1 protein-coding gene is annotated in these 572 nt (G+C 60.1%); it reads left to right on the top strand.

The window, feature by feature from the left end:
* A partial coding sequence (locus tag GM1_RS21420) for a diiron oxygenase (protein ID WP_040521068.1) occupies positions 1-572 on the top strand: 572 nt, incomplete at both ends.

A 572-nucleotide genomic window follows, 5' to 3' on the forward strand; every position in this document is an offset into this window, starting at 1 on the left:
TTAACGAGATCGGCGACGAGGCACGTCACTCGACGATGTTTGCCCGGTTGATCAACAAGACGGGACTGGCGCCGTACAAGTTGCCGAAGGGATTCTTGGGCTTCGCGAAGATTCTGCATTTTGTGCCTCTCGGCCCGTCTGTATCCGGCGCGACATTGCTCATCGAAGAGATACTCGACCGCGCTCAGCGTGAGGCGATGAATGACCCGAAAATGCAGCCGCAGCTGCGCCAGCTCATGAAGATCCACGTTCTCGAAGAGGCCCGCCACATCACCTTCGCGCGGCTGGAAATGGTGGAGGGGATGCAGCGTCGCGGACGCATCTCGCGCGCTTGGCATCGAGGCACGCTGGCGGTCATTGCGAACTTTGCGTACCCGTTGCTCATCAATCCGAAGGTGTACCCCGCTGTCGGAATCAACCGTCTGCGCGGGCTGTGGGCGCAGCAGACGAGCCCGAACTATCGCGTCAATTTGCAGTTCATGTCCGAGCCTATGATCCGGTTCTTCCACGAGGCCGGGATGATGGAGGGGAAATTCACGATGGCGATGTGGCGCGCAACGCGCAGCCTGCCC

Origin of the sequence: Gordonia malaquae NBRC 108250 (assembly GCF_000344135.1) — a bacterium.
In the GTDB taxonomy this organism is placed as follows: domain Bacteria; phylum Actinomycetota; class Actinomycetes; order Mycobacteriales; family Mycobacteriaceae; genus Gordonia; species Gordonia malaquae.